This is a genomic window from Mycobacterium kyorinense (assembly GCF_002101735.1).
Lineage (GTDB): Bacteria > Actinomycetota > Actinomycetes > Mycobacteriales > Mycobacteriaceae > Mycobacterium > Mycobacterium kyorinense.
Genome location: NZ_LQPE01000117.1, coordinates 1 through 17,940, shown reverse-complemented (window position 1 = coordinate 17,940; position 17,940 = coordinate 1). Strand labels below are relative to the sequence as shown.

The following is a 17,940-nucleotide window of genomic DNA, read 5'->3' as shown; positions in this document are numbered from 1 at the left end:
GGTTGACCGGCGGCGCTTGCCTGGCAACGAGTGCGGCTCGCCGATGGCCGGCGTACTACTCTGAGCTCTTCTGGCCGGATGTTTAGCTCCCGCGGAGGTGGCACATGCCCCAGCCCGATCTGGTTCTCTACCGCGTCGACAACCGCGTCGCGCTGATCACGGTCAACGATCCGGAACGACGCAACGCCGTCACCGCCGCGATGTCGGCGCAATTGCGGGCCGCGGTCGAGCGGGCCGAGGCTGACCAGGACGTGCACGCCGTCGTCGTCACCGGGGCCGGCAAGGCGTTCTGCGCGGGCGCCGACTTGAGCGCGCTGGGCGAGGCGGCCGAGGAAGGGCTGCTGGCCCTCTACGACGGGTTCATGGCCGTCGGGAAGTGCACGCTGCCGACGATCGCGGCGGTCAACGGCGCGGCCGTCGGCGCCGGGCTGAACCTGGCGCTGGCCGCCGACGTCCGCATCGCCGGGCCGGCCGCATTGTTCGACGCCCGCTTCCAGAAGCTGGGGCTGCACCCGGGTGGCGGCGCGACGTGGATGCTGCAGCGCGCTGTGGGCCCGCAAGTCGCCCGCGCCGCGTTGCTGTTCGGTATCCGCTTCGACGCGGAATCCGCTGTGCGCCATGGCCTTGCATTGTCCGTCGCCGACGACCCGGTGGCCGCTGCGCTGGAACTGGCGGCCGGGCCCGCCGCCGCGCCGCGCGAGGTGGTGCTGGCCACCAAGGCCACGATGCGCGCCACCGCCAGTCCCGGATCGCTCGACGAGGAGCAGCACGAGCGGGCCAAGGACACCGAGCTGGGCCCCCAGGCCACGTCGATCCGGTCACCCGAGTTCGCGGCCAGGTTGGCCGCCGCCCGGGGCAAGTAACTTTCTCTGGGGCGTCAGAGGTCCAGCAGCGCCGTTTCCGGTGATTCGAGCAGGCCTCGCAACTCCCCTAAGAACGCCGCGACCTGCGCGCCGTCGGCAACGCGGTGGTCGAAGACGCAAGTCAGAGTCATCTGCGGACGCACGACGACCGTGTCCTCGAGCGCCACCGGCCGCGGCTTGAGCGAGCCCATTCCCAGGATGGCCGCCTCCGGATAGTTGATCACCGGTACGGCCTCGTCGAGACCGAGCGCACCGAAGTTCGACACGGTGAACGTCGAGCCTTGCAGCTGCGCGGGCTTCAGCGTGCCGGCGCGTGCCTGCTCGGTCAGCCGGGCCACCGCCTCGGCGAGCTGCCTGGTGGTCATCTGCTGCGCGTCGGCGACGACGGGCACCAGCAGGCCGCGCGGTGCGGCGACCGCGACGCCGAGGTGCACGGCGCGGTGGGTGTGTACCTGCGGGCCGTCCGGGCTGTCGACCCAGCTGGAGTTGAGGATTGGGTGGTGAGTCAACGCGATCACCACGAACCGCAGGGTGAGCGCGAACGGGGTGAGCTGTAGTCGCTGGTGCAGCCGCAGCAGATTGGTGCAGTCGACCTGCACGCTGGCATGAGCGTCGGGAATCTGGCTGCGGGCCAAAGTCATTCGTCGAGCCATCTCGGCCTGCACGCCGCGCACGGGCACCACGTCGTCAGCGACATCAGTGTGTTCGGCCGCCGCCAGTACCGCTTCGCGACTGATCAGGCCGTCGGGACCGGGTGCCACGTCGGTCAGGTCGACGCCCAGCTCGGCGGCCAGTTTCCGCACCGGCGGCTTGGCCTTCGGGCGCCGGCTGACGTCCAGCGAGTCGTCGGCGCCGTATCCAACGAGAACCGGTGTGCGCGTAGGGGCCTCACCGTTCGAGGCGGTATCGGGTGCGGTGTCGATTCGCACCAGCAGCGCCCCGACGGGCAGCACATCACCTTCGGCGCCATGTGTCTCGACGATCCGGCCAGCGTACGGGCTGGGAATTTCTACTTCGGCCTTGGCGGTTTCCACCGAGCACAGCGGTTGGTTGAGTTCGACGTCGTCGCCGACGGCGACGTTCCAACTCGACAGCGTGACTTCCTCGAGCCCTTCGCCGAGATCGGGTACGACGAACGGTTTGACGCTCACGGCAGCTCCAGGACACGCTCGACGCAGTCCATCAGCCGGTCGGGCCCTGGCAGCCATAACTTTTCGAGCCGCGCCGGCGGGTAGGGGGTGTCAAACCCGCAGGCGCGCAACACCGGGGCCTCCAACTCGTAGAACAGCTCCTCTTGGATGCGGGCGGCCAGCCCGGCGCCGTAGCCGAGGCTTCGCGGTCCCTCGTGCAGCACCACGCAGCGACCAGTGCGCCGGATCGATGCGGCAACGGTGTCGAAGTCCAGCGGCACCAGCGACCGCAGGTCGACCACTTCCAGGCTCCAACCCCGTTGGGCCGCAGCGGTTTCCGCGGCAGTCAACGCGGTGGCAACCAGGCCGCCGTAGGTCAGCACGGTGACGTCGGTGCCGTCGCGGCGCACCACTGCCTGCCCGATCGCCGGGCCGGGCTGTTGGGTGTCGACGATCTCGCGGCCCCAGTAGCGCCGCTTGGGCTCTAGGAACATCACCGGGTCCGGGCAGCTGATGGCATGGCGCAGCAGCCAATAGGCGTCCGACGGCGACGACGGGACCACCACCTTCAGCCCCGCGGTGTGGGCCCAGTACGACTCGGTGGACTCCGAATGGTGTTCGACCGCACCGATACCGCCGAACGACGGGATCCGCACGGTGACCGGCATGTCGATTTCGCCGCGGGTGCGGGTGCGGTACTTGGCCAGATGGCTGACGATCTGGTCGAACGCCGGATAGGCGAACCCGTCGAACTGGATCTCCGGCACCGGCTTGAAGCCGCGCAGCGCCAGGCCCACCGCAATGCCGATCACCGCGGACTCCGCCAGCGGGGTGTCGAAGCAGCGGTCGGGCCCGAACGTGTCGGCCAACCCCTCGGTGACCCGGAACACGCCGCCCTGTGCGGCGACGTCCTCGCCGAACACCAGCACCCGGTCGTCGGCGGCCATCGCGTCGTGCAGCGCACGGTTGAGCGCCTGCACCATGGTCAGCCGCTGCGAGGTCGCCGGCAATGTTGCCGTGCGGGTGGGTGGTTCGACGATCTGGGTCATTTACGCCTCCCTGGCCAGTTCCGCCCGCAGCGCCCGGCGTTGGGCTTCCAGCGCGGGCGTGATGTCCGCGTAGACGGTGGTGAACACCTCGTCGATGTCGACGTCGGGCGCGCCGAACAGCGTGTCGCGCAACTCGGTACACAACCGCTGGGACCGGGCCGCCACCCGATCGGCGAGCCGCTCCGACCACAGCCCTCGGCCCTGCAGATAGGCCCGGTAGCGCGGAATCGGGTCGAGCGCCAGCCAGTGCTCGAGCTCGTCGCGGCTGCGGTAGCGGGTCGGGTCGTCGGAGGTGGTGTGCGGTCCGAGCCGGTAGGTGACCGCTTCGATCAGGGTGGGCCCGCCGCCGGCCCTGGCCCGCGCGGCCGCCTCGGCCGTCACCGCATAGCAGGCCAGCACGTCGTTGCCGTCCACCCGGATCCCCGGCATCCCGTAGCCGATCGCCTTGTGCGCGATGGACGGCGCAGCGGTCTGCCGGCACAGCGGCACCGAGATCGCCCACTGGTTGTTCTGCACGTAGAACACGCACGGCGCCCCGAAGACCGCCGCGACGTTCAGCGCCTCGTGCACGTCGCCCTCGCTGGTGGCGCCGTCGCCCAGGAAGGCCACCGTCACGGAATCCTCGCCGAGGCGCTGCGCGGCCATCGCCGCACCGACGGCGTGCAAGGCGTGCGTGCCTACCGGAATCGAGATCGGGGCGCAACATTTCGTGGTGAATTCCAGGCCGCCGTGCCAGGTTCCGCGCCACATCGCGCCGACGTGGCTGGGCGGGATACCGCGCACCAGGAATGCACCCAGCTCGCGATATTGCGGAAACAGCCAGTCCGACTTACGCAGACAGGCCGCCGCACCGACCTGTGCCGCCTCTTGGCCGCGGCACGGCGCGAACAAAGCCAACTCGCCTTGGCGCTGCAGGTTGACCAGCTCGGTGTCCACATCGCGGGTGACGACCATCATCTCGTAGAGCCAGCACAGGGTTTCGGCCGCAAGCTCACGGCTGTAACGGTCTTCGGCGGTCGGCGTCCCGTCCGGTGCGACGAGTTGCACCGGCTCGAGGTCGACGGTCGTCGGGGTCTGGGCAAGCTCGGTCACACCGCCTCCTTCCCGCGGTCACGCGGGTGCGCGGCGGGTCAGAGCAAACCCGGACGACCGGGACTGCTACGAGCCTGAGTCAGTCGCCAGCTGCACGATTCGCTCGGCTCGCCGCAACACTGGCGCATCTACCATTATGCCCTGAAACGCGAAGACACCGCGTTCATCGGCGGCTGCGGCGAGCACGTGTCGCGCCCAGTGCACCTGCTCGGGTGTGGGGGCGTAGCCGGCGCGGATCACCGGCACCTGGCTGGGGTGGATAGCAACCTTTGCGTCGAAGCCGACCGCGACCGCGTCGTCGACCTCGGCGCGCAGCCCGTCGAGATCCTTGATGTCGAGGTAGACCGAGTCCAGCGCAAGACGGCCGTAGGCCTTGGCAGCCAGCAGCGACTGCGAGCGCACATGCCGGGCCACCTCCCGGTAGCTGCCGTCCGGGTAGCGGTTGGCGGTGCCGCCGAGCACGGCGAACAGATCCTCCGCGCCCCACATCACGGCGATCGCGTTGTCGGCGCGGACGTTGTCGGTGACGGTCAGTGCGCCCAGGGGTGACTCGACGAGCACAATGACATCCCTCGGCGCCAACGCGGTGACCTGTTGCGGCGCTTCGCATTTGGGCAGCATCACGGTGTCGTAGCGCGTGCCCGCCAACGCCTCGAGGTCGTGCGCCTGGTCGTCGGTGCCGGACGGGTTGACCCGCACCACGGTGCGGGCCGGGTCGAGCGGAACGTCGATGAGAGCCTGGCGGGCGGCCGGCCGATCCGCGGCAGCGCATCCATCCTCCAGGTCGAGGATCACGACATCGCCTGCGGCCGCGGCCTTTTCGAAGCGCTCCGGACGATCGGCCGGGCAGAACAGCCACGCCGGGCCCGGATTCTGCAGGGCCATCAGCCGGCGTCCTCGGCCGGCCGCATCCGCACCAGTGTCTTGCGGGTTGCGGTGGCGACGACGTCGCCGTGCTGGTTGCGTCCGGTGTGGGCGAACGTGAGGATGCCCTCCCCCGGGCGGCTCTTGGATTCCCGCTTGTCGGTGATCACCGTTTCGGCGTAGAGCGTGTCTCCGTGGAAAAGCGGCTTGGGGAAAGCGATTTCGGAGAACCCGAGGTTGGCGACGATGGTGCCCTGAGTCAGCTGCGCGACCGACAATCCGACCAGCGTCGACAGCGTGAACATCGAGTTGACCAGCCGCTGGTGAAACGGAGGCAGCGCGTCGGAGAACGCCGCATCCAGGTGCAGCGCTTGGGTGTTCATCGTCAACGTCGTGAACAACACGTTGTCGGCCTCGGTGATCGTGCGACCGGGCCGGTGCAGATAGCGCACCCCGATCTCGAATTCCTCGAACCACAGCCCGCGCTGGACGACGGCGCGCTGCTCCTGCGTCACAATCCCACCTCTCTGGCTATCACCATCAACTGCACCTCACTGGTCCCTTCACCGATTTCCAGGATCTTGCTGTCTCGGTAGTGCCGGGCGACCGGGAACTCGTTGATAAACCCGTAGCCGCCGTGGATCTGGGTGGCGTCGCGGGCGTTGTCCATCGCCGCCTCGCTGGCCACCAGCTTGGCGATCGCCGCCTGCTTTTTGAACGGCTTACCGGCCAGCATCAGCGCCGCGGCGTCGTAGTAGGCGGTGCGAGCCGTGTGCGCGCGGGCCTCCATCCGGGCGATGGTGAACTCGATGGCCTGATACCGGCCGATCGGCTGCCCGAACGCCTCGCGCTCGCGGGCGTACTTGACGCTCTCGTCGACGCAGCCCTGCGCGGCGCCGGTGGACAGCGCGGCGATCGCGATCCGGCCCTCGTCGAGGATGCGCAGGAAGTTGGCGTAGCCGCGGCCGCGTTCGCCCAGCAGGTTTTCCTCGGGCACCCGCACGTCTTCGAAGGTCAGCGGGTGGGTGTCGGACGCCTTCCAGCCCACCTTGTCGTAGGCCGGTTCGACGGTGAAACCCGGTGTGGGCACCGGGATCAGGATCGACGAGATCTCCTTGCGGCCGCCCTGTTCACCGGTGACGGCGGTGACGGTGACCAGCTTGGTGATGTCGGTGCCGGAGTTGGTGATGAACTGCTTGGATCCGTTGATCACCCACTCCCCGTTGTCGAGTCGCGCGGTGGTTTTGGTGGCGCCGGCGTCGCTGCCGCCGCCGGGCTCGGTCAGCCCGAATGCGCCAAGCGCGCGGCCACTGGCCAACTGCGGCAACCACTCTCGCTTCTGCGCCTCGGTGCCGAACCGGTATACCGGCATGGCGCCCAGCGACACCCCGGCCTCCAACGTGATCGCCACGCTTTGGTCCACCTTGCCCAGTTCCTCGAGCGCCAGGCACAGCGCGAAGTAGTCGCCGCCCATGCCGCCCCACTCCTCCGGGAACGGCAGGGCGAACAGCCCCATCTCGGCCATCCCCGCCACCACCTCGTAGGGGAAGGAATGTTCGGCGTCGTGGCGGGCCGCGACCGGAGCGACCACGCTCTGCGCGAAATCGCGGACCGTCTTGGCCAGCTGCTGATACTCGTCGGGAAGCATCCCGGTGGCCATAAAGTCAGCCATTCTCTGAGCCTTTCGTGTTCGCCGTGATCCGGGCCAGCGGCTGGCCCACCTTGACCTGGTCGCCGGGTGCGACGAGAAGCTCCACGACGCCGTCGACGGGCGCCGCCAGCGCGTGCTCCATCTTCATGGCCTCGACGGTGACGACCATCGCCCCGGTCTGCACCTCGGCGCCGTCGTCGACGCCCACCGCGACCACCGACCCCGGCATCGGGCTGGTTAGTTCCGCGTCGCCGCTGTGCTCGTCGTCGGGGCGCACCGGCGCTTCCCGCACCTCCTCGAGCACCGCGGTGGCCCCGTCGCCCGTCAACCAGATCTGGTGGTCTGCCGACGCGACGGCGTACTCGATGCGCACGCCATCGAGTGTCACCACCAGCCGTCCACCCGCCAGATGTACTTGCAGTGAATGGTTTTCGCCGTCCTCGATCCGTACGGCCGCGTCAGTCGGGGTGCCGGTGATGTGCACGTGATCGGTGCGCTCACCGGCGCGCAGCCGCACGCTGACGGGCGCGGCGGCGCCGACGCGCCAGCCGGAGGGCACCTCCCACAGGTCGGCTCCGGGCCCCGGCCACAGCCGCAGCCAGCGGTAGGCCGCCGCGGCGACGAAGTGTTCATCCGACGGCGGCGCAGCCACGAAATCGCCGGCCCGGCGGTCCAACAGGCCGGTGTCCAGCCGCCCGGCGACGACGTCGGGATCGGCCAGCAGGAACCGGGCGAACTCCACATTGGTGACCACGCCGAGCACCGCGGTGTCGGCCAGCGCCCGGTCCAGCGCGCGCAGCGCGGCGGAGCGGTCGGGGCCGTGAGCGATCACCTTGGCCAGCATCGGATCGTATTGGCTGCCGACCACCATCCCGGCCGACAACCCGGAATCGACCCGCACGCCAGGGCCTTTCGGCTCCACCACCGCGAGCACGTCGCCTCCGGTCGGCAGGAAACCGCGGGCCGGGTCTTCGGCGTAGACCCGGGCTTCGATCGCATGCCCGTCCAGCGCGACGTCGGATTGCGTCGCGGTCAGCTTCTCCCCCGCCGCGATGCGGACCTGCCACTCGACCAGATCCCAGCCCGTGACCATCTCGGTGACCGGGTGCTCGACCTGCAGCCGTGTGTTCATCTCCATGAAGAAGAACTCCTCCGGCTTGTCGGCGGAGACGATGAATTCCACCGTGCCGGCACCGGTGTAGTCCACACTGCGCGCGGTGTCACAGGCGGCGGCGCCGATCCGGGCCCGCGTCGCCGCGTCCAACAGCGGCGACGGCGCCTCCTCGATGACCTTCTGGTGCCGCCGCTGCAGGCTGCACTCCCGTTCGCCGAGGTGTATCACGTTGCCATAGGTGTCGGCGAGCACCTGCACCTCGATGTGCCTGGGCCGCAGCACAAATCGCTCCAGGAACAGCGTGTCGTCACCGAAGGCGGCTGCCGACTCGCGGCGGGCACCGGTCAGTGCCGCGGGCAGGTCCTCGGCCCGTTCCAACAGCCGCATGCCTTTGCCGCCGCCGCCGGCCGACGGCTTGACCAACACCGGGTAGCCGATCTCCTCGGCGGCGGCGATCAATTCGGCATCGGTCAACCCGGGCCGGGCGATGCCGGGCACCACCGGAACGCCGAACTCCGACACCGTTGCTTTGGCGGCGATCTTGTCGCCCATCGTCTGGATGGCTTTGGTGGGCGGGCCGATGAAGGTCAACCCGGCAGACGCCAGCGCCGCAGCGAAATCGGCGTTCTCTGAAAGGAAGCCGTATCCCGGGTGCACCGCCTGCGCGCCGGTGTGCGTCGCGGCGTCGACGACCGCGGCGATGTTGAGGTAGCTGTCGCGAGCGGGCGCGGGACCGAGGCGCACCGCGACGTCCGCCTCGGCGACGTGACGCGCGTTGGCGTCGGCGTCGCTGTAGACGGCCACCGACCGGATGCCCATCGCCTTGAGGGTGCGGATCACCCGCACGGCGATCTCCCCGCGGTTGGCGACCAGAACTGTATCGAAACTCATCGTACTCACATCCGGAACACGCCGTAGGAAACCGGCTCGACGGGCGCATTGGCCACCACCGAAAGCGCAAGACCCACAACAGTTCTGGTGTCAGCCGGGTCGATCACCCCGTCGTCCCACAGCCGGGCCGTCGAATAGTAGGGGTTGCCCTGGTGTTCGTACTGGGCGCGGATGGGCTCCTTGAACGCCTCTTCTTCTTCGGCCGTCATCTCGCCGCGGACCGTCGCCAGCACCGATGCGGCCTGCTCGCCGCCCATCACCGAGATCCGCGCGTTCGGCCACATCCACAGGAAACGCGGCGAATACGCCCGCCCGCACATCGAGTAGTTGCCCGCCCCGTAGGAGCCGCCGATCACGACGGTCAGCTTGGGCACCCGGGCGCACGCCACCGCGGTCACCATCTTGGCGCCATGTTTGGCGATGCCGCCGGCCTCGTAGTCGCGGCCCACCATGAACCCGGAGATGTTTTGCAAGAACAGCAGCGGCACCATCCGCTTGTCGCAGAGCTCGATGAAATGTGCGCCCTTCAAAGCGGATTCACCGAACAACACACCGTTGTTGGCGACGATCCCGACGGGATGGCCGTGAATGCGGGCGAATCCGGTCACCAGCGTGGTGCCGTATTCGGCCTTGAATTCGCCGAATTCGCCGCCGTCGACGATGCGGGTGACGACGTTGTGCACGTCGTAGGGTATTCGCGGGTCGACGGGCACCACGTCGTAGAGCTCGGTCTGGTCGGCGACGGGGTCGACGGTCGGCAGCACGTCCCAGGCGCGCGACCCCCGGGGCCCGAGGGTCGCGACGATGCGGCGGATGATGTTCAGCGCGTCGCGGTCGTCGTGGGCGAGATGGTCGGTGACACCGGAGGTCTTGGAGTGCAGCTCGCCGCCGCCGAGCTCCTCGGCGGTGACCACCTCTCCGGTGGCGGCCTTCACCAGCGGCGGGCCGCCGAGGAAGATCGTGCCCTGGTTGCGCACGATCACGGCCTCGTCGCTCATCGCCGGAACGTAAGCCCCGCCGGCAGTGCAGGATCCGAGCACCGCGGCGATCTGCGGAATGCCGTCGGCGCTGAGCTTGGCCTGGTTGTAGAAGATCCGCCCGAAATGTTCGCGGTCGGGAAACACCTCGTCCTGTCGCGGGAGGAACGCGCCGCCGGAGTCGACCAGGTAGATGCAGGGCAGCCGGTTCTGCCCCGCGATCTCCTGTGCCCGCAGGTGCTTTTTGACCGTGATCGGGTAGTAGGTGCCGCCTTTGACCGTGGCGTCGTTGGCCACGATCATGCACTCGCGTCCGGAGACCCTGCCGACGCCGGTGATGATGCCCGCGCCGGGACACTCGTCGTCGTACATGCCGTTGGCGGCCAGTGGCGCCACTTCCAGAAACGGACTACCGGGATCGAGCAGACCGTCGACGCGGTCGCGCGGCAGCAGCTTGCCGCGGCTGACATGACGGTCGCGGGCGCGCTCCGGCCCGCCGAGGGCTGCCACGGCCAGCTTCTCGCGCAGTTGCGCCACCAGCGCCTGGTGCGCCTCACGATTCGCCGTTGAGGTGGTCATCCGCTATCCGCCAATTTCGGTTAATGATGACTAACTCGTGTTATGTTAGTGGAGATTAACCGAACTGTCCAGGAGGCCGTTGATGGCACCGTCTGCCCCAGCCGACAATCGGCGTAGTCGGCTGAAGTCCGACCGGCGGACGCAGCTGCTGGCGGCAGCCGAGCGATTGTTCGCCGAGCGCGGGTTCCTGGCGGTGCGGCTGGAGGACATCGGCGCGGCGGCCGGCGTCAGCGGTCCGGCCATCTATCGGCACTTCCCCAACAAGGAGTCGCTGCTGGTCGAGTTGCTGGTCGGGATCAGCACCCGGCTACTGGCCGGCGCGCGAGAGGTCATGGCGCGCAGCGGTAACCCCGTCGAGGCTCTCGACGGCCTGATCGACTTTCACCTCGAATTCGCTTTGGGTGAGCCGGATTTGATCCGCATCCAGGACCGCGACCTGGCGCATCTACCTGCCGCTGCGCAGCGACAGGTGCGACGCGCGCAGCGGCAGTATGTCGAGGTGTGGGTGGGCGTGCTGCGCGAGCTGGAACCCGGCCTCGCCGAGGCCGACGCCCGGCTGATGGCGCACGCCGTGTTCGGGTTGCTGAACTCGACCCCGCACAGCCTGAAGCGCGCCGAGAGCAGGTCTGCGCGGTCACGGGCGGTGATGCGGGCGATGACCGTCGCCGCGTTGACCGCCAGGGCTCACGACCAGTGACGGGCTGCGCTGCAGGTACCCTGCCAGCATGAGGTGGGAATGAACGATCCGCGTCGACCCGAGCACACCCGTCCGTCTCGGCCCGGCGGCGAACCGACCGAACGGCTGCGCCAGCCCTACCCGCCGTACAACGACCCGGCCTACGCCGGTCAAACGCCCTACTACCAGGGTCTTGCGCCGCGTCCGGGGCCGACCGAAACCAACCCGACCGAGAAGTTGCCGCAGTACTGGCTGCAGGACCAGGCGTCGGGTCAGCCTGCCACGCCTCCCCCGGGACGGCCGAAGCCACCACGCTGGTTGTGGGTCGCCGCCGCGGCAGCCGCCCTGCTGGTCGCCGCGCTCGTCATCGCACTGGTGATCGCCAACGGCGCTGCCCGGAAGCAGACCGCGGTCGCGCCCCTGCCCGCGATGCCCGGTTCTAAGACGTCCGGGTCGGCGGCGTCGCCGTCGACAACCACATCGGCTCCCAGTGCCACCACCTCTACGTCCGCGCCTTCGGAATCGAGCGAGACCACCAGTGCCGCCGGCGAAGAGGCCGTCGTCTACAACGTCAGCGGGGAGGGCCGGGCGATCAGCATCACCTACGTCGACACCGGCGGCGTGATGCAGACCGAGTTCAACGTGGCACTGCCGTGGAGCAAACAGGTCAGCCTGCCCAAGTCGGGCGATCGCAAGGCCAACGTCACGATCATCAACATCGGCAACAAGGTCACGTGCACCGTCACGGTGGCAGGGGTGCAGGTGCGCGAACACACCGGCTCGGGCCTGACCGTCTGCGACGCGCCCTCTTAGCCCGCGGTTTGCGGCACGGCGGCGGCGCGACGCGGCGCGCGCACCATCAGCATGGCCGCCAGCCCGATACCAAGGACCAGGCACAGCCCGCCCATCCCGGCGCGGACCGCGCCGAAGACGTCGACGAAGACCGAAAACAGCCAGGGCGCAAGGAAAGACACCGCCCGTCCGGTCATCGTGTACAGCCCGAAAGCGACGCCTTCCTTGCCGTGTCTGGACATTCGCAACAGCAGTGTGCGCGCCGACGCCTGTGCGGGCCCGATGAACAGGCACAGCAGCAGTCCGCACGCCCAGAACGCCCGGGGACCCGACAGCGTCATCAACGTGAGCCCCGTCGTGATGATCGCGACCAGTGACGCCACGATGACGGTCTTGGATCCGAGCCGGTCGTCGACCAGGCCGCCCAGCACCGCCCCGAGGGCGGCCACCACACTGGCGGCCACTCCGAAGACCAGCACGTTGGCCTGCGAGATGCCGTACACGTTGACGCCCAGTACCGCGCCGAAGGTGAACACTCCGGCCAGCCCGTCCCGGAAGACCGCGCTGGCCAGCAGGAAGTACACCAGGTTGTGGTCGCGTCGCCATTCGGCGGTCAGGTCGGCCCACAGTCTGCGGTAACCGCCCAGCAGGCCGGCGACGGCCGGGGCGGTCTCGCCGGATGCCGGCAGCCGGTGGGCGGTCAGCAGCAACGGCAGGGCCAGCAGCGCCAGCCAGGCGGCCGCGAGCAGCATCGCGGCGCGCACGTTCATGCCGTCCGCGCTGGGCAGGTGCAGCAGACCGCGGGTGTCGCCGTTGCCGGAGATGAAACCCAGGTAGACGACCAGCAGCAGCACGACGCTGCCGACATAGCCGGCGGCCCAGCCGAACCCCGAGATCCGTCCGGAGGTCTGCGGGGTGGACAGCTGACGCAGCATCGCGTTGTAGGGGACACTGGCCAGGTCGCCGCAGGCCGCGGTGCCGGCCAACAGCGCCAGGCCGGGCCACAGGTATGCGGGCTGGTCGCGGATGAGGCTCATGGTGCTGGTCAGCACGACGGCCAGGACGGTCAGCAGGGTCAGCGCCGTGCGCCGACGGCGCGGGGATTCCACCCAGACGCCGATCACGGGTGCCAGCAGCGCGATGGTCAACCCGGCGACGGCCAGTGCGCGGCCCAGCCAGCTGGCCGGTGAGCTGCCGCCCGGCATCCCCTCGCCGACACTGCTGGTCAGATACACCGAGAACACGAAGGTCACCACGATCGCGCTGACGCCGGTGGCACCGCAGTCCCACAGCGCCCAGGCCAGCACCCCGGATCGCCCGGGTGCGCGCTGGCCCGGCACCGGGTTGCTCATGCTGGGAGGGTAACCGCTGGTAGCGACCCGCATGCTTACGATGGGCCGCATGCCTGTACCCGCTCCCAGCCCCGATGCCCGCGCCGTGGTCACCGGCGCGTCGCAGAACATCGGCGAAGCGCTGGCCACCGAACTGGCCGCGCGCGGCCACAGCCTGATCGTCACCGCGCGACGCGAGGACCTGCTCAACGAGCTTGCCGCCCGCCTGATCGACAAGTATGGGGTCGCCGTGGATGTGCGACCGGCCGACCTGGCCGACGCGGCCGACCGGGCGAAACTGTGCGACGAACTGGCTGCTCGACCGATTTCGGTCCTGTGCGCCAACGCGGGCACCGCGACGTTTGGTCCGGTGGCCGGCCTGGACCCCGAGGGCGAGAAGGCTCAGGTGCAACTGAATGTCCTTGGCGTGCATGATCTTACGCTGGCAGTGCTGCCGGGCATGGTCGAACGCCGGGCGGGCGGTATCTTGATTTCCGGTTCGGCGGCGGGCAATTCGCCGATTCCCTACAACGCGACGTACGCGGCCAGCAAGGCGTTCGCGAACACCTTCAGCGAATCGCTGCGCGGCGAGCTGCGCGGTTCCGGTGTGCACGTCACGCTGCTGGCGCCCGGGCCGGTGCGCACCGAGCTACCAGACGAGGCCGAAGCCTCGCTGGTGGAGAAGCTGGTGCCGGAATTCCTGTGGATTTCCACCGAGCACACCGCCCGCGTGTCGCTGGATGCGTTGGAGCGCAACAAGATGCGCGTCGTTCCGGGCCTGACGTCCAAGGCGATGTCGGTGGCCAGCGGATACGCCCCGCGCGCCATCGTCGCGCCGATCGTCGGCAGCTTCTACAAGAAGCTCGGCGGCGGATAAAGCGCTAGCGGCGTCGTTTCCCGGTGCCCATCATGCTGCGCACGAGCTCCCGGCCGAGCGCGTTGAGGAACGTCTGGAAACCCTTGCTGTTGACGAATCGCTTGAACCAGCCTGGCTTCTTCTCGACCGCCGCGGGCTTTGACGGGGCCTGCGCGGGCGGGCCGGCCTGGGCGGCTTGCGCTTTTTCGGCTTCGATCTTCTCGTGGGCCGATTCGCGGTCCTTGGTCTCGCCGTACGTCGCCTGCAGCGGACTGTCTTTGGCTGCCTTCTTGATCGCCTCGTCGCCGATCGCGGCCATCAGCGACCGCGGTGAGCGCAGCCTGGTCCACGCGACCGGAGTCGGCGCGCCGCGCTCAGACAACACGGTTACCACCGCTTCGCCGATGCCCAGCGACGTCAACGCCGAAGCCAGGTCGTAGACGTCGGTTTTCGGATAGGTGCGAACCGTTTTCGTCAACGCCTTCTGGTCGTCGGGGGTGAACGCCCGCAGCGCATGCTGGATGCGCGCCCCCAACTGCGACAGCACCTCGTTGGGGACATCCGTGGGCAACTGGGTGCAGAAGAACACACCGACGCCACGGGAGCGGATCAGCTTGACCGTCTGCTCGACCTGCTCCAGGAACGCCTTCGACGCGTCGCTGAACAACAGGTGGGCCTCGTCGAAGAAGAACACCAGCTTGGGTTTGTCGACGTCGCCGATCTCGGGCAGGGACTTGAACAGATCAGACAGCACCCACATCAGGAAGGTAGAGAACAGCACCGGCCGCGCTGCCTGGTCGCCCAACTCGAGCAGTGAGATCACCCCGTGGCCTTTGTCGTCAAAACGCAAGAGGTCCTTGGGTTTTAGTTCCGGTTCACCGAAGAAGGTGTCGGCGCCTTCGCCCTCCAGATTGACCAGGGCACGCAGGATGACGCCGGCCGTTTGCGCGGAAACGCCGCCGAGGTCTTTCAGATCGGCCTTGCCCTCGTCGCTGGTGAGCTTGCTGATCACCGCGCGCAGGTCTTTCAGGTCCAGCAGCTCGTACTCTTTTTGCTTGGCATAGCGGAAAATAAGGCCCAGCGTCGACTCTTGGGTGGCGTTGAGCCCCAATACTTTTGACAGCAAGATGGGCCCGAAGCTCGCGATGGTGGCCCGCACCGGCACGCCGATTCCCTTGGTCCCCAGCGAGAGGAAATCCACCGGGAACGCGCTCGCCTCCCAAGAGTCGCCGGTTTCCTTGGCGCGCGCCGTGATTTTGTCGTTGCTCTCTCCCGGCCGGGACAACCCGGACAGGTCGCCTTTGACGTCGGCCATCAGCACTGGCACGCCCGCGGCGGACAGCTGCTCGGCGAGCAGTTGCAGCGTTTTGGTCTTGCCGGTACCGGTGGCCCCGGCCACCAAACCGTGCCGGTTAACGGTGGCGAGCGGGATGCGAACCTGCGCCTCCGGGTCCGCGGTGCCGTCGACGACGACGGTGCCCAGCTCCAGAGCCTGGCCGTCGACCGCGTAGCCGGCCGCGATCTGCTTTGCGGGAGTTGCTGTCGATTCGCTGCCCATAACGCGCGTGTCCTCTCCCCTAACTCATGCCGGCACTGGACGACATTACTGCCAGCTGCGTGTGTCGGCAGGAGGTGCGGCTAACGTGTGGTGACTGTGAACGCTGTGCGTGACCACCTGGTGTGGATCGACTGCGAAATGACCGGGCTCAACCTGCGCACGGACAAGCTGATCGAGATCGCCGTCCTTGTCACCGATGGTGAGTTGAACATCCTGGGCGACGGCATCGACGTGGTGATCCACGCCGACGACGCGGCGTTGTCGTCGATGATCGACGTGGTCAGGGACATGCACGCGCGTTCTGGCCTGATCGACGAGGTGCGCGCCTCCACCGTCGACCTGGCGACCGCGGAGACGATGGTGCTCGACTACATCCGTGAGCACGTCAAAGCGCCCAAGACAGCGCCGCTGGCGGGCAATTCGATCGCCACCGACCGCGGTTTCATCGCCCGTGACATGCCCGCCCTGGACGCCTACCTGCACTACCGGATGATCGACGTCAGCTCGATCAAGGAGTTGTGCCGGCGCTGGTATCCGCGCATCTACTACGGGCAGCCGGCCAAGGGCCTGGCCCACCGCGCGCTGGCCGACATTCACGAGTCGATCCGCGAACTGCAGTACTACCGGCGCACCGCGTTCGTGCCGCCGCCGGGGCCGGCGACCAGCGAGATCGCGGCGGTGGCGGCCGAGCTGGGGGTGCCGGTGAACTCGCCGGAGGGAATCGATTCGGCCGCCGAGCACCCGAGCGGCTAGTATCGACGTCGCCGCTGGCTCGGCTGGCGGCAATGGTGGCTGTAGTTCAGCTGGTAGAGCACCAGGTTGTGATCCTGGGTGTCGCGGGTTCGAGTCCCGTCAGCCACCCCGAATAGCGGCGTCTAGGTCTTGGCGTTGCCGGCGTGCCACTGGTCCCACGGGATGTTCCAGTCGCCGAGCCCTTCGGTCCCGGGCAGCGTCGGGCCCACGGTGTGCAGAACCTCCACGATGTCGCCGCGCTTGGTGTGGTCGTAGAACCACCGCGCGTTGCTGGGGCTGACGTTGAGGCAACCGTGGCTGGTGTTGGTGTGGCCCTGGGCGCCCACCGACCACGGCGCGGAGTGCACGAACACGCCGCTGTAGGACATCTGCGTCGCGTAATCGACCTCGGTGCGATACCCGTTGGGCGAGTTGACCGGGACGCCGTACGTCGACGAGTCCATGATCATGTGCGCGAACCGCTCGCCGATGATGTAGATCCCGTTGGCGGTCGGCGTGCTGTCCTTGCCCATCGAGATCGGCATTGTCTTGACCACTTCGCCGTTGACCCGCACGGTCAGCGTCTTGGTGGTGTCGTCGGCGGTCGCGATGACCTGGTCGCCGATGGTGAAGTGGGTGCTCATGTTGTCCTCACCGAACAACCCATCGCCTAGGTCGACGCCGTAGGTGTTGACTGCCACGTTGACCGACGTGCCGGGCTTCCAGAAATCCTTTGGCCGCCAACGCACTTCGCGATTGTTCAGCCAGTAGAACGCGCCCTCGACGGGCGGATCGGTGGTCACCGTGATGGCTTTCTCGGCAGCAGCGCGGTTGGCGATGTTCTCGTCGAACCGGATCGCCACCGGTTGGCCGACGCCGACGACCTCGCCGTCGCGGGGTACGACGTACGGCATCGTGAGGTAATCCGGCGACTGGGTCTCGAAGGTCATCTGGCGCGTGGCCACGCCGCCAAGACCGCGCGCTTTGGCGGTCAGCGTGTAGCGGCGGTTGTAGCCGAGGGGCTCGTTGGTCTTCCAGTGCACGCCGTCGGGGCTGAGTTGGCCGTCGATCGACCGGCCGTTCTCGTTGACCATCGTGACCGAGGCCAGCACACCGTTGTCGGCGCTGACCGTCACCGGGGCGTCGACACCCACCCCGACGGCGCCGTCGGTCACCGAGGCGGTCAGCTTGGGGACCAGCAAGTCGGCGAACGGGGTGCCCTTGTCGAAGATGGCGTTTTCCGGGGCCTTGTTGCCGCCGCTGCTGCACGCGCCGAGGCCCATCACCACAAGCGGGACCATCAGCGCGGCCAACCAGCCGCGATGACCTGCCATCTAGCTTTGTCCCCCTTGTGACCCACCGACCCGGTACTACTGGCGAGTATTCTAGTGGCTGCACGAGCGACCACAGCGTGACGCTCCGTCCGAGATTCGCGGTGCGGCCCAGTGCCTGTTATTGTCGCGTGTCGAGAACGACCCAAGCGCCGTTAGCTCAGTTGGTAGAGCAGCTGACTCTTAATCAGCGGGTCCGGGGTTCGAAACCCTGACGGCGCACTGCAAAGCCTGTTTTCGGCGGGCGCGACCAGGTCGGCGACCTGGGGTGGTCACGTCCGGCACGCCTAGGCCCTTGCGGACATCGTTGCCGTGCCAGCGGTTGGGCAAATTTCCGTAGACTCGTGAAGCCACGCAAACGCTTCAGCTGGCGGCATTAGCCTCGATTTTGCATGGAAATTGGCGTGGGCTCGGTCTGATATCGAATTGTGTTGCGGGCTAGTGATTTTGGTGT

At 68.1% G+C, this 17,940-nt stretch carries 16 protein-coding genes and 2 tRNA genes; 7 read left to right on the top strand and 11 right to left on the bottom strand.

Annotation, left to right across the window (positions count from 1 at the left end):
* Positions 1-104: 104 nt before the first annotated feature.
* A complete protein-coding gene (locus tag AWC14_RS14245; protein WP_045380708.1) occupies positions 105-863 on the top strand; it encodes an enoyl-CoA hydratase in 759 nt (252 codons plus the stop codon).
* Positions 864-877: 14 nt separating this feature from the next.
* Here the strand turns inward: AWC14_RS14245 and AWC14_RS14240 are convergent, their stop codons facing one another.
* From AWC14_RS14240 to AWC14_RS14205, 8 genes are all read right to left on the bottom strand, one after another.
* Positions 878-2,014, bottom strand: coding sequence for a dihydrolipoamide acetyltransferase family protein (locus tag AWC14_RS14240; protein ID WP_045380710.1), 1,137 nt, complete (start codon positions 2,012-2,014; stop codon positions 878-880).
* Positions 2,011-3,042, bottom strand: coding sequence for a 3-methyl-2-oxobutanoate dehydrogenase subunit beta (gene bkdB, locus AWC14_RS14235; RefSeq protein ID WP_045380713.1), 1,032 nt, complete (start codon positions 3,040-3,042; stop codon positions 2,011-2,013). The genes AWC14_RS14240 and bkdB overlap by 4 nt, the downstream gene beginning before the upstream one ends.
* Complete coding sequence (gene pdhA / locus AWC14_RS14230; RefSeq protein ID WP_045380714.1) at positions 3,043-4,134, bottom strand: pyruvate dehydrogenase (acetyl-transferring) E1 component subunit alpha; 1,092 nt, start codon at positions 4,132-4,134, stop codon at positions 3,043-3,045. It lies immediately after the preceding gene.
* Between the two features lie 66 nt (positions 4,135-4,200).
* On the bottom strand, positions 4,201-5,019 hold the full coding sequence (locus tag AWC14_RS14225) for an HpcH/HpaI aldolase/citrate lyase family protein (RefSeq protein ID WP_045380716.1): 819 nt from the start codon (positions 5,017-5,019) through the stop codon (positions 4,201-4,203).
* Positions 5,019-5,513 (bottom strand): MaoC family dehydratase, encoded by a 495-nt coding sequence (locus tag AWC14_RS14220; RefSeq protein WP_045380718.1) that lies wholly within the window; start codon positions 5,511-5,513, stop codon positions 5,019-5,021. The genes AWC14_RS14225 and AWC14_RS14220 overlap by 1 nt, the downstream gene beginning before the upstream one ends.
* Positions 5,510-6,670, bottom strand: a complete 1,161-nt coding sequence (locus AWC14_RS14215) for an acyl-CoA dehydrogenase family protein (protein WP_045380720.1) — start codon at positions 6,668-6,670, stop codon at positions 5,510-5,512. The genes AWC14_RS14220 and AWC14_RS14215 overlap by 4 nt, the downstream gene beginning before the upstream one ends.
* Positions 6,663-8,654 carry an acetyl-CoA carboxylase biotin carboxylase subunit gene (locus tag AWC14_RS14210; protein WP_045380722.1) on the bottom strand — a complete coding sequence of 664 codons (1,992 nt, stop codon included), beginning with the start codon at positions 8,652-8,654 and terminating at the stop codon, positions 6,663-6,665. The genes AWC14_RS14215 and AWC14_RS14210 overlap by 8 nt, the downstream gene beginning before the upstream one ends.
* Positions 8,655-8,659: 5 nt before the next feature.
* Positions 8,660-10,210, bottom strand: a complete 1,551-nt coding sequence (locus AWC14_RS14205; protein WP_045380724.1) for a carboxyl transferase domain-containing protein — start codon at positions 10,208-10,210, stop codon at positions 8,660-8,662.
* A gap of 82 nt (positions 10,211-10,292) precedes the next feature.
* Here AWC14_RS14205 and AWC14_RS14200 point away from each other — a divergent pair, with 82 nt between their 5' ends.
* Positions 10,293-10,907 carry an SACE_7040 family transcriptional regulator gene (locus AWC14_RS14200; protein ID WP_045380726.1) on the top strand — a complete coding sequence of 205 codons (615 nt, stop codon included), beginning with the start codon at positions 10,293-10,295 and terminating at the stop codon, positions 10,905-10,907.
* A 39-nt stretch (positions 10,908-10,946) separates the two neighbouring features.
* Entirely contained in the window at positions 10,947-11,699 is a 753-nt protein-coding gene (locus AWC14_RS14195) for an MmpS family transport accessory protein (RefSeq protein WP_045380728.1), read from the top strand.
* Here the strand turns inward: AWC14_RS14195 and AWC14_RS14190 are convergent.
* Positions 11,696-13,030, bottom strand: coding sequence for an MFS transporter (locus AWC14_RS14190; RefSeq protein WP_045380730.1), 1,335 nt, complete (start codon positions 13,028-13,030; stop codon positions 11,696-11,698). The genes AWC14_RS14195 and AWC14_RS14190 overlap by 4 nt on opposite strands.
* A gap of 49 nt (positions 13,031-13,079) precedes the next feature.
* Between AWC14_RS14190 and cmrA the strand changes: the two genes are divergently transcribed.
* Positions 13,080-13,886, top strand: a complete 807-nt coding sequence (cmrA, locus tag AWC14_RS14185) for a mycolate reductase (protein WP_045380739.1) — start codon at positions 13,080-13,082, stop codon at positions 13,884-13,886.
* Between the two features lie 4 nt (positions 13,887-13,890).
* On the opposite strand, the gene AWC14_RS14180 is transcribed toward cmrA, so the two are convergent.
* Positions 13,891-15,423 (bottom strand): helicase HerA-like domain-containing protein, encoded by a 1,533-nt coding sequence (locus AWC14_RS14180; protein ID WP_045380732.1) that lies wholly within the window; start codon positions 15,421-15,423, stop codon positions 13,891-13,893.
* A gap of 105 nt (positions 15,424-15,528) precedes the next feature.
* Here AWC14_RS14180 and orn point away from each other — a divergent pair, with 105 nt between their 5' ends.
* Positions 15,529-16,176, top strand: a complete 648-nt coding sequence (gene orn, locus AWC14_RS14175; RefSeq protein ID WP_045380740.1) for an oligoribonuclease — start codon at positions 15,529-15,531, stop codon at positions 16,174-16,176.
* Between the two features lie 35 nt (positions 16,177-16,211).
* Positions 16,212-16,284 (top strand) — tRNA-His (locus AWC14_RS14170).
* A gap of 14 nt (positions 16,285-16,298) precedes the next feature.
* Here the strand turns inward: AWC14_RS14170 and AWC14_RS14165 are convergent.
* Positions 16,299-17,489, bottom strand: coding sequence for a L,D-transpeptidase (locus AWC14_RS14165; protein ID WP_045380733.1), 1,191 nt, complete (start codon positions 17,487-17,489; stop codon positions 16,299-16,301).
* A gap of 146 nt (positions 17,490-17,635) precedes the next feature.
* Between AWC14_RS14165 and AWC14_RS14160 the strand changes: the two genes are divergently transcribed.
* Positions 17,636-17,708: transfer RNA gene (locus tag AWC14_RS14160), tRNA-Lys, on the top strand.
* Positions 17,709-17,940 lie beyond the last annotated feature (232 nt).

What these genes read in the sequence shown, in the direction of transcription:
- AWC14_RS14245 (WP_045380708.1), top strand. Translation starts at nt 105, where the DNA reads ATGCCCCAGCCCGATCTGGTTCTCTACCGCGTCGACAACCGCGTCGCG.
- bkdB (WP_045380713.1), bottom strand. Translation starts at nt 3,042, where the DNA reads ATGACCCAGATCGTCGAACCACCCACCCGCACGGCAACATTGCCGGCG.
- AWC14_RS14225 (WP_045380716.1), bottom strand. Translation starts at nt 5,019, where the DNA reads ATGGCCCTGCAGAATCCGGGCCCGGCGTGGCTGTTCTGCCCGGCCGAT.
- AWC14_RS14215 (WP_045380720.1), bottom strand. Translation starts at nt 6,670, where the DNA reads ATGGCTGACTTTATGGCCACCGGGATGCTTCCCGACGAGTATCAGCAG.
- AWC14_RS14210 (WP_045380722.1), bottom strand. Translation starts at nt 8,654, where the DNA reads ATGAGTTTCGATACAGTTCTGGTCGCCAACCGCGGGGAGATCGCCGTG.
- AWC14_RS14205 (WP_045380724.1), bottom strand. Translation starts at nt 10,210, where the DNA reads ATGACCACCTCAACGGCGAATCGTGAGGCGCACCAGGCGCTGGTGGCG.
- AWC14_RS14200 (WP_045380726.1), top strand. Translation starts at nt 10,293, where the DNA reads ATGGCACCGTCTGCCCCAGCCGACAATCGGCGTAGTCGGCTGAAGTCC.
- AWC14_RS14195 (WP_045380728.1), top strand. Translation starts at nt 10,947, where the DNA reads ATGAACGATCCGCGTCGACCCGAGCACACCCGTCCGTCTCGGCCCGGC.
- AWC14_RS14190 (WP_045380730.1), bottom strand. Translation starts at nt 13,030, where the DNA reads ATGAGCAACCCGGTGCCGGGCCAGCGCGCACCCGGGCGATCCGGGGTG.
- cmrA (WP_045380739.1), top strand. Translation starts at nt 13,080, where the DNA reads ATGCCTGTACCCGCTCCCAGCCCCGATGCCCGCGCCGTGGTCACCGGC.
- AWC14_RS14180 (WP_045380732.1), bottom strand. Translation starts at nt 15,423, where the DNA reads ATGGGCAGCGAATCGACAGCAACTCCCGCAAAGCAGATCGCGGCCGGC.
- AWC14_RS14165 (WP_045380733.1), bottom strand. Translation starts at nt 17,489, where the DNA reads ATGGCAGGTCATCGCGGCTGGTTGGCCGCGCTGATGGTCCCGCTTGTG.